An 8,986-nucleotide genomic window follows, 5' to 3' on the forward strand; every position below is an offset into this window, starting at 1 on the left:
CGTGCGCACGACCCCCGTCACCCACGCAGCGCGCCGCCCCCTGCTCTCCCGGGCTGCTGCCGCCGCCCTCGCCGCCGTGCTGGCCGGTGGCGCCCTGACCGGCTGCAGCGCGACCGAGGACCTGCCCGACGTCGACGTCGAGCGCCTCGGCGACGACGTCCAGGAGGGCGTCGACGGCGCCCGCCGCTCGCTCGAGGACCTCGAGCAGACCCTCGACGAGGCGACCCTGGACGAGGACACGCGGGCCCGCGTGGACGAGGCGGTGGCGGCCGCCGGCGACGCGATGGACCGGGCGCGGACCGCGGCGGACGAGGCGGACGTGGTCGAGGCGCTCGACGAGGCCGAGCACCACCTGGACGAGGCCGCGGCGGACGCGGGCCCCGCCGTCGAGGCCGCGCTCGAGACGCTCCGGGCCGAGATCGAGTCGCTGCGCGAGGACCTGGCCTGATCGCGGGCCCGCCCGGTGCGCGACCGAGGCGGGCTCCGCTAGCGTGGCCGGGTGAGTCTCGCCAGCGCTGCCACGCGCCCGTCCCCCCTGTCCGGTCACCAGGTCGAGCTGGTCCTCGACGACCAGGAGGTGACCCTCACCGACGTCGGCGCCAAGGTGCGCCGGTACGCCGTCGGCGGGCGTGACGTCTTCACGCCGTTCGGCGCGGACGAGGTGGCCCCCGCCGGCCACGGGGCGATCCTCGCGCCCTGGCCCAACCGCATCCGCGACGGCCGCTACACGGTCGACGGCGAGGAGCTCCAGCTCGACATCACCGAGCCCGCGCTCTCCACCGCCCTGCACGGCCTGGTCATGTGGCAGCGCTGGGAGGTGCTCGGCAACGTCGACGAGGCGCACGCCGCCGGTCATGCCGCGACCCTGCGCCTGCGGCTCGCGCCCAGCCCCGGCTACCCGTTCGACCTGCTGCTCCGGGTCACCTACCGCCTCACGGCGGCCGGGCTGCACGTGCAGACGACCGCGACCAACCTCGGGACGCGGACCGCGCCCTACGGGGTGGGCTTCCACCCGTGGCTGTCCCCCGGCGCCGCCTCCCTCGACGAGTGCACCGTCCGGCTGGACGCCGCGACCCGCGTGACGGTCGACGACCGCCTGCTGCCCACGGGCACCGAGCCGGTCAGCGGCGAGTACGACCTGCGCGAGCCGCGGTCCCTGCGCGGGCTGGACCTCGACGACGCCTACCTCGACGTGATCCGCGACGAGCAGGGCCTCTCGTGGATCCAGGTCGCCGCCCCGGACGGCCGGACGGCCGCCGTCTGGATGGACGAGTCCATGGACGCGTGGCAGATCTGCACCGGCGACCACATCAGCCCGGAGTCCGTGCGCCGGACCGGCGTCGCGGCGGAGCCGATGAGCTGCATCGCCGACGCGTTCCGCACGGGCGACCGGCTGGTGCACCTCGCGCCGGGCGAGAGCCACGAGGTGACCTGGGGCGCCACGCTGCTCTGAGCAGCGGCGGCTGTCCGCACGACGTCGTGCCCCGCGGGGCGCGACGTCAGTAGTTGGTGCCCATCTCCGCCGTGCCGGGGACGAACTCCCAGTGCCACGGCTCGAACGCCCCCGAGCCGCCCTTGCGGGCCCACTCCGGGTTGTCCCAGCCGAACGTGGGCCCGTTGCTCTGGAGCCACGAGAAGACCTGCGACGAGCGGGTCTCGGACGTGCACAGGTCGATCGCCAGGCCCCAGCCGTGGTTGGACGTCCCCGGCGAGGCCGCGAGGCCGGGCTTGATCGCCGCGACGCGCCGCTGGTCGGCCAGCGAGCGGTAGGAGTCCGTGAGGCACAGGTCGCGACCGAAGGCGGCGCGGAAGTTCACGTTGAGCTCGGCGAGCGCGACGGCGGCGTCGCCCCGCAGCAGGTGGCCGGAGACCCACAGCGAGCACATGTCCGACGCCGGGATGAGGCCGTTGGAGCCCGTGGGACGCGTCTCGCCGTCGCACCCGGGCAGCGGCTCGCGCTCATACGACCGGCTCGCCGCGAGGGTTGAGCGGTCCGCGCCGCGCACGGCCGCCAGCACCGACGTCGCGGTCGTGGGCTGGTCCCCGCCGGCGAGGACCTCGAGCGCGGTCGGGTAGCCCGGCTCGGCGACGGTGACGGCCTCGGCGGCCACGGTCGCCGTCGGCGAGACGTGCGAGGCGAGCGGGACGGCGATCGTCACCGCGGCGAGCGCCGTCAGGACGCCGGCACGCGGCAGGACGCGACGCATCGCCGCGCGGTCGACGCGCCGTGCCGGCCGCGCCGCACGCCGCGCGCGACGCGAGGCCACCGGGGTCGTGGACGCCGCCGGCGAACTTGCCTGCGCTGGCTGCACGACACCTCCGGGCTCGGAACACGGCACGCCCCGGACGCAGATGCGGTGGGAGCGCGACCTCGCCGGGCCGGAGATCGTGGGGGACCCGGCGGGCGAGGTGATGACCCGACAGTAACGGTTCGGTCTCGAGGTTCCAAGCGGCCCTTGGTCCCTGGCCACCCACCCCGGGCTCAGTGGAGCTGACCGCGCTGCATCGCGTCCCGGACCTCGCCCACGAGCTCCTCGAGGATGTCCTCCAGGAAGACGACGCCCACCACCGACCCGTCGGCGGCCACGACGCGCGCCAGGTGCGTGCCCGTGCGCTGCATGGCCGCGAGCGCGTCCTCGACCTCGTCCGCCGGACGGACCTCGGCGAGCGCGCGCACGCGCCACTCGGGCACGGGCAGGTCCCGCTCCCCCGGTCCGGCGTACAGGACGTCCTTGAGGTGCAGGTAGCCGACGGGCTGCCCGCCCTCGCCGGTGACGACGAACCGACTGAAGCCCGTGCGCGCGACGAGCCGCTCGACGTCCGCCACGGAGCAGCCGCGCGGCACCTGCACCAGGTCCGCCACGGGCACCATGACGTCCGCCGCCGTGCGGTCGCTGAACTCGATGGCCCCGGTCAGCAGCCCCTGGGCGTCGACGAGCAGACCCTCCGCCTGGGAGCGCTCGACGATCGACTGGACCTCCTGCGCCGTGAACGCCGAGGCGACCTCGTCCTTGGGCTCGACGCCGAACAGCCGCAGGATGTGGTTCGCGAGCCAGTTGAGCGCGGTGATCACCGGTCCCACGACGCGCGCGACCCACACGAGCGGCGGGCCGAACCACATCACGGCGCGGTCCGGGCCGGCCACGGCGAGGTTCTTCGGCACCATCTCGCCGAGGACGACGTGCAGGTAGACGACCACGAGGAGCGCCACGACGAAGGCCGCGGGGTGCACCGCGGCCGCCGGCAGGCCGACGGCCGCGAACGGGACCTCCAGCAGGTGCGCGAGGGCGGGCTCGGCGACGACGCCGAGCGACGTCGAGCAGACCGTGATGCCGAGCTGCGCGCACGCCAGCATGAGGGAGACGTGCTCCATGGCCCACAGCACGACGCGGGCGCGGCGGGACCCCGCCTGCGCGAGCGGCTCGATCGCGCTGCGGCGGGCCGAGATGATGGCGAACTCCGCCCCGACGAAGAACGCGTTGGCCGCGAGCAGGACGATCCCGAGCGTGATCGCGACACCGGTGCTCATGCGCCGGCCCCGTCCGCCGGGGCGTGCGGGCGCACGCGCAGCCGCTCGACGCGCCGGCCGTCCATCTGCTCGACCTGCAGCAGCACCCCTGGCACCTGCACGACGTCGCCCGCGTGGGGCACGCGGCCCAGGAGCGCCATGACCAGGCCGCCGAGCGTCTCGTACGCCCCCTCGTCCGGCACGACGACGCCGGTCGCCTCCTCGAGCTCGTCCGGCCGCAGCAGGCCCGGGACGCTCCACGAGTCGTCGGCCGTGCGGTGCACGCCCGCGCGGCGCGGGTCGTGCTCGTCCGCCACCTCGCCGACGAGCTCCTCGACGACGTCCTCGAGCGTCACGACACCCGCCGTCCCGCCGTACTCGTCGACGACGACGGCCATCTGCATGCCGTGCTCACGGAGCTCGACCAGCAGCGGACCCAGGCGCACGGTCTCCGGCACGCGCGGCGCGTCGTCCATGAGGGCGGCGGCGGGCACGTCGGCGCGCCGGTCGTACGGGACGGCGATCGCGCGGCGCAGGTGCACCAGCCCGACGACGTCGTCGTGCGAGGTGTCGATCACGGGGAAGCGCGAGTGCCCGGTCGCCCGGGCGCGGGCCACCACGTCGGCCGCCGTGTGGTCGCGCCGGACGACCTCCATGCGCGTGCGGTCTGTCATCACGTCGACGGCCGTGAGCGTGTCGAGCTCGATCGAGTTCGTCAGGAGCGTGGCGGTGCCCTCGTCGAGCGTGCCGACCTCCGCCGACCGCCGGACGAGCGAGGCGAGCTCCTGGGCCGACCGCCCGCCCGAGAGCTCCTCGCGCGGCTCCACGCCCATGCGGCGCAGCAGGCCGTTGGCGCTGTCGTTGAGCACCACGATCACCGGCCGCAGGGCCGTGGTGAAGCCGCGCTGCAGCGGCGCGACGGCGCGTGCGGTCGCCAGCGGCCGGCTCAGCGCGAGGTTCTTGGGGACGAGCTCGCCGAAGAGCATGGAGAACCCGTTGACGAGGAGGATCGCCCCGACGGCCGCGAGCGCCGTCGCGATCCCCTCGGTCCGCGGGTTGCGCCCCAGGGCGCCCGCGAGCAGGTCGGTGATCGCCGGCTGCGTCGTGTACCCGAGCAGGATGGTCGTGACCGTGATGCCGACCTGGGCGCCCGACAGCTGGGTCGACAGCTCGGCGAGCGCGCGGCGGACCGACCGCGAGCGCCGGTCGGGGGTCCGCTGGACCTCCTGGTCCACGAGCGCCGGGTCGAGCGTCACGAGCGCGAACTCGGCGGCGACGAAGACCGCGGTGCCGGCCGTGAGGGCGACGCCGAGCAGGACGAGCAACCACTCGGTCACCGTGGGCGCCGGGCGGGGTGCGTCGCGAGGGGCGGGCGGAGTCGGGAGGAGCCGGCACCGGGGGCGACCCAGGGCCGGCTCGGACTTGAGCTCGTCATCGTGCGGTCAGCATAACGGCGTGTGCCACGCTAGGCCCCATGGCAGCCAGCAGGCCCGACGCCGACCCCGTGACCGTCCTCGTCGTCGAGGACGAGCCGGCCATCGCCACCGCCATCGCGCACCGGATGACCGCCGAGGGCTGGCGCGTCGAGATCGCGGGCGACGGCCCGAGCGGTGTCGCCGCGGCGGCGCGCCTGAACCCGGACGTCGTCGTGCTGGACGTCATGCTCCCGGGGCTCGACGGGCTCGAGGTGTGCCGCCGGATCCAGCGCGAGCGCCCCGTGCCGGTGATCATGCTCACCGCGCGCGACGACGAGACGGACATGCTGGTGGGCCTCGGCGTCGGCGCCGACGACTACATGACCAAGCCGTTCTCGATGCGCGAGCTCGTGGCGCGCACCAAGGCGCTGCTGCGCCGCGTCGACCGGGCGACCCAGCTCGCCGAGCAGGCGCCCGCGGAACCGGCCATCGTGGTGGGCGACGTCGTCATCGACCGGGCGCAGCGCCGGGTCTCGCGCGACGGCGAGGTCGTGCACCTGACACCCACGGAGTTCGACCTGCTGGTGACGCTCGCCCGGACCCCCCGCACGGTCCTGACCCGCGAGCGCCTCCTCGCGGAGGTGTGGGACTGGGTCGACGCGTCGGGGACCCGCACCGTCGACTCGCACGTCAAGGCCCTGCGTCGCAAGCTCGGACCGGACCTCATCCGCACCGTGCACGGCGTGGGCTACGCGTTCGAGCCGACCGGCCGACCCACGAGCGGCTGACGTGCCGACACCACGCCACGTCGGGCACCCCGGACGCGGCCGGCTGCCGGACGTCCGGCCGCTGGACCGGCTCTCGACGATCAAGATCAAGCTGGGCGTCCTCGTCGCGGCGAGCGTCGTGGTGGCCGCCTTCATCACCTGGCTCGGGCTCTACAACCACCTCGGCCCGACGCGGACCCTCCCGCTGGCCGTCGTGGTCGCCCTGCTGGCCGTGCAGGTCCTCGCGCGCGGCATGACGTCGCCGCTGCGGGAGATGACGGCCGCCGCCCGCGCGATGGCCGGCGGCGACTACTCCCAGCGCGTGCGCGCCACCAGCCGCGACGAGGTCGGCCAGCTCGCCGAGGCGTTCAACACCATGGCGCGCGACCTCGAGCACGTCGACGTGCTGCGCCGCGAGATGGTGGCCAACGTCTCCCACGAGCTGCGGACGCCGGTGACGGCGCTGCGCGCGCAGCTCGAGAACATGGTCGACGGCGTCAGCGAGCCCGACCCCGAGGCGCTCCAGGCCGCGCTGACCCAGACCGAGCGGCTCGGGCGGCTCGTCGCCTACCTGCTCGACCTGTCCCGCATCGAGGCGGGCGCCGTGGGCCTGGACGTCGACGACGTGCCGCTGGAGGACTTCCTGCGCGACGCCGTGGCCGCCGCGGAGCCGCTCGCCGCCGAGAAGCAGCTGCGGCTCGAGACGGTGGTCCACCCGGCGGGCCTGACGGTCCCCGCCGACGCCGAGCGGCTGCACCAGGTCGTGGCCAACCTCCTGCACAACGCGGTCCGGCACTCCCCCGTCGGCGGCCGCATCACGGTGGCGGCGGGGCGCTCCGGCGGGTCGGTGGTGATCGACGTCGCGGACGAGGGCCCGGGCATCCCGCGGGGCGACCGCGAGCAGGTCTTCGTACGGTTCAGCCGCGGCAACGCCCCCGCGCAGACCGGGAGCGAGAGCACCGGCGGCACGGGCCTGGGCCTGGCGATCGTGCGCTGGGCGGTCCAGCTCCACGGCGGCACGGTGCACGTCGCCGACTCGGCGAAGGGCTGCGTGATGCGCGTGACGCTGCCGGCGAAGCGGCAGCCCACGCCCCGATAGTTGTTCTAGTCCCGTTGGAACAATAGGGTGATGGACATGACACACGCAGCGACCGCGCCCCCGGGCGAGCAGGGCGTCGTCTCGGTCCGGAACCTCACCAAGCGGTTCGGGTCGGTCCTCGCCGTGGACGACCTGACCTTCGACGTGCACCCCGGGCGGGTGACCGGCTTCCTCGGGCCCAACGGCGCGGGCAAGACGACGACGCTGCGGATGCTCCTCGGGCTCGTCCGCCCGTCGGCCGGCAGCGCGACGATCTCGGGCGGCACGTACGCCACCCTCCCCCGCCCGGCGCGGGTCGTCGGCGCGGCCCTGGAGGCCGCGAGCTTCCACCCCGGCCGGACCGCGCGCGACCACCTGCGGGTGCTCGCGCCGCAGGTCGGCGTGCCGGACTCCCGGTGCGACGAGGTCCTGGACATCGTCGGCCTCGGTGCGGTCGCCCGGCGCCGCGCGGGCGGGTTCTCCCTCGGCATGCGCCAGCGCCTCGGCCTGGCCACGACCCTGCTGGGCGACCCGCAGGTCCTCGTGCTCGACGAGCCGGCCAACGGCCTCGACCCCGAGGGCATCGCGTGGCTGCGCTCCTTCCTGCGCCACCTCGCCGGCGAGGGCCGCACCGTCCTCGTCTCGAGCCACGTGCTCTCCGAGGTCCAGCAGACGGTCGACGACGTCGTCATCATCGCCCGCGGCCGCCTGGTGCACGCCTCGCCGCTGGCCGAGCTCGCCCGCCTCGCGCGGCGCACCGTGCGCGTCGCCTCGCCCGACGTCGACGGCCTGCGCCGGCTCGCCGACCGCCTCGGCGTCGCGGCCGAGCCCGGGCCCGCACCGGGCACGCTGCTGCTCGACGACGTCGACCCGGCCACCGTGGGCGCCGCCGCCTTCGCGGCGGGCGTCGAGCTCCACGAGCTCAGTGCGCGCGACGTCGGCCTCGAGGACCTCTTCCTCCAGCTGACCACCGGTCCGACGACCGAGAGGGGTGCCGCGTGATCGCCGCGCTCAAGACCGAGTACCGCAAGCTCGTCACCACCCGGATGTGGTGGGTCCTGCTGCTCTGCATGGCGTTCTACATGGCGTTCCTCGGCGGGTTCATGGCCTTCGTCCTCACGCTCGGCGACGGCGCGGCCGGCGCCGGCATGACCGGTGAGCCGACCCCGGAGCTACCGGCCGCGGACCTCGTGCAGACCGTCTACACGCTCGCCCCGTCGGTCGGGTACGTCTTCCCCGTGATCGTCGGCGCGCTCGCCGTGACCAACGAGTTCCGGCACATGACCATCACGCCGACCCTGCTGACCGAGCCCCGCCGCTCGCTCGTCCTCGGCGCGAAGCTCCTCGCGAGCCTGCCGGTCGGTGCGGTGTTCGGCCTCGTGGGCACCGGGGCGACGGTGGCGACGGGCGCCGCGGTGCTCGCGCTGCGGGGCGAGCCGACACTCCTCGGCGATCCCGACGTGCTGCTCACGCTCGGCCGCTCGGTCCTGGTGCTCGCGGTCTGGGCGATGGTCGGCGTCGGCTTCGGCGCGGCACTGACCAACCAGGTCGCCGCCATCGTCGTGCTGCTCGCCTTCACGCAGTTCGTCGAGCCGATGCTCCGCCTGTTCCTGGGGGCCTTCGAGCCGACGGAGGGCGTGGTGCGCTGGCTGCCCGGAGCGGCGGGCGAGGCGGTGACCGGATCGAGCTTCTACGCGGCCAGCGGCATCAGCGACCTGGTCCCCTGGTGGCAGGGGCTCCTGGCGCTGGTCGCCTACGGCCTCGCCTTCGCCGTCCTGGGCCGGTTCACCGCCTTCCGCAGGGACATCACCTGACGAGTGGGGCGGACGTCACGTCCCCGATGGGGCCGCCCCGCGCGCGGCTGACGGCCGGGCTCGCGGAAATCGCCTAGGGTGGATGCCGAGATGACCGGTGTCAACGGTCTGAGGTCCCGTGGCGGAAGTGGGCGATCCTGGCGTGTCCCAGAAGGCGGAGCACGATGCCGTGCGCGCAGCGTTCGGTGCCAACCAGTGGCTGGTGGACGAGCTCTACGAGCAGTACCTGACCGACAAGGACGCCGTCGACCCGGCGTGGTGGGACTTCTTCGAGGACTACCGCCCACGGGGTGACCAACCGGCGCCCGACGGGCAGCGGCCCGCGGCGTCGGACGGCGCCGACGGTGCGGCCACGCGGCGCGAGGCGCCCGAGGCGTCCTCCGGGCGCAACGGCGCCGCGCCCG

At 74.9% G+C, this 8,986-nt stretch carries 10 protein-coding genes; 7 read left to right on the forward strand and 3 right to left on the reverse strand.

Annotated features, from left to right (window positions below; all coding sequences use genetic code 11):
- Nucleotide 1 precedes the first annotated feature (1 nt).
- Together IDM29_RS03180 and IDM29_RS03185 are read left to right on the forward strand one after the other, a co-directional pair.
- Nucleotides 2-448 carry a hypothetical protein gene (locus tag IDM29_RS03180; RefSeq protein ID WP_182111692.1) on the forward strand — a complete coding sequence of 149 codons (447 nt, stop codon included), beginning with the start codon at nt 2-4 and terminating at the stop codon, nt 446-448.
- A 51-nt stretch (nt 449-499) separates the two neighbouring features.
- Nucleotides 500-1,453, forward strand: coding sequence for an aldose 1-epimerase family protein (locus IDM29_RS03185; RefSeq protein WP_255491583.1), 954 nt, complete (start codon nt 500-502; stop codon nt 1,451-1,453).
- A 46-nt stretch (nt 1,454-1,499) separates the two neighbouring features.
- Here the strand turns inward: IDM29_RS03185 and IDM29_RS03190 are convergent, their stop codons facing one another.
- From IDM29_RS03190 to IDM29_RS03200, 3 genes are all read right to left on the reverse strand, one after another.
- Nucleotides 1,500-2,207 carry a M15 family metallopeptidase gene (locus IDM29_RS03190; RefSeq protein WP_182111693.1) on the reverse strand — a complete coding sequence of 236 codons (708 nt, stop codon included), beginning with the start codon at nt 2,205-2,207 and terminating at the stop codon, nt 1,500-1,502.
- 275 nt (nt 2,208-2,482) lie between these two features.
- Nucleotides 2,483-3,529, reverse strand: a complete 1,047-nt coding sequence (locus tag IDM29_RS03195) for a hemolysin family protein (protein ID WP_182111694.1) — start codon at nt 3,527-3,529, stop codon at nt 2,483-2,485.
- The gene (locus IDM29_RS03200; RefSeq protein ID WP_182111695.1) at nt 3,526-4,845 is read right to left on the reverse strand and encodes a hemolysin family protein; all 1,320 of its coding nucleotides are present in this window, start codon (nt 4,843-4,845) and stop codon (nt 3,526-3,528) included. The genes IDM29_RS03195 and IDM29_RS03200 overlap by 4 nt, the downstream gene beginning before the upstream one ends.
- A gap of 137 nt (nt 4,846-4,982) precedes the next feature.
- Between IDM29_RS03200 and IDM29_RS03205 the strand changes: the two genes are divergently transcribed.
- The 5 genes from IDM29_RS03205 to IDM29_RS03225 all read left to right on the forward strand — a co-directional run.
- Nucleotides 4,983-5,711 (forward strand): response regulator transcription factor, encoded by a 729-nt coding sequence (locus tag IDM29_RS03205; RefSeq protein ID WP_182111696.1) that lies wholly within the window; start codon nt 4,983-4,985, stop codon nt 5,709-5,711.
- Nucleotide 5,712: 1 nt separating this feature from the next.
- Nucleotides 5,713-6,789, forward strand: coding sequence for a HAMP domain-containing sensor histidine kinase (locus IDM29_RS03210; RefSeq protein WP_182111697.1), 1,077 nt, complete (start codon nt 5,713-5,715; stop codon nt 6,787-6,789).
- A gap of 36 nt (nt 6,790-6,825) precedes the next feature.
- Nucleotides 6,826-7,770: an ABC transporter ATP-binding protein gene (locus IDM29_RS03215; RefSeq protein WP_182111698.1), complete on the forward strand. Its 945-nt coding sequence runs from the start codon at nt 6,826-6,828 to the stop codon at nt 7,768-7,770.
- Nucleotides 7,767-8,582 carry an ABC transporter permease gene (locus IDM29_RS03220; RefSeq protein ID WP_182111699.1) on the forward strand — a complete coding sequence of 272 codons (816 nt, stop codon included), beginning with the start codon at nt 7,767-7,769 and terminating at the stop codon, nt 8,580-8,582. The genes IDM29_RS03215 and IDM29_RS03220 overlap by 4 nt, the downstream gene beginning before the upstream one ends.
- A 142-nt stretch (nt 8,583-8,724) precedes the next feature.
- A partial coding sequence (locus IDM29_RS03225) for a hypothetical protein (protein WP_188037195.1) occupies nt 8,725-8,986 on the forward strand: 262 nt, incomplete at its 3' end.

Source organism: Actinotalea sp. JY-7885, from assembly GCF_014525465.1.
Classification (GTDB): domain Bacteria; phylum Actinomycetota; class Actinomycetes; order Actinomycetales; family Cellulomonadaceae; genus Actinotalea.

Coding starts and splice junctions, on each gene's coding strand:
- IDM29_RS03190 (WP_182111693.1), bottom strand. CDS start 2,207: ATGCGTCGCGTCCTGCCGCGTGCCGGCGTCCTGACGGCGCTCGCCGCG.
- IDM29_RS03195 (WP_182111694.1), bottom strand. CDS start 3,529: ATGAGCACCGGTGTCGCGATCACGCTCGGGATCGTCCTGCTCGCGGCC.
- IDM29_RS03205 (WP_182111696.1), top strand. CDS start 4,983: ATGGCAGCCAGCAGGCCCGACGCCGACCCCGTGACCGTCCTCGTCGTC.
- IDM29_RS03215 (WP_182111698.1), top strand. CDS start 6,826: ATGACACACGCAGCGACCGCGCCCCCGGGCGAGCAGGGCGTCGTCTCG.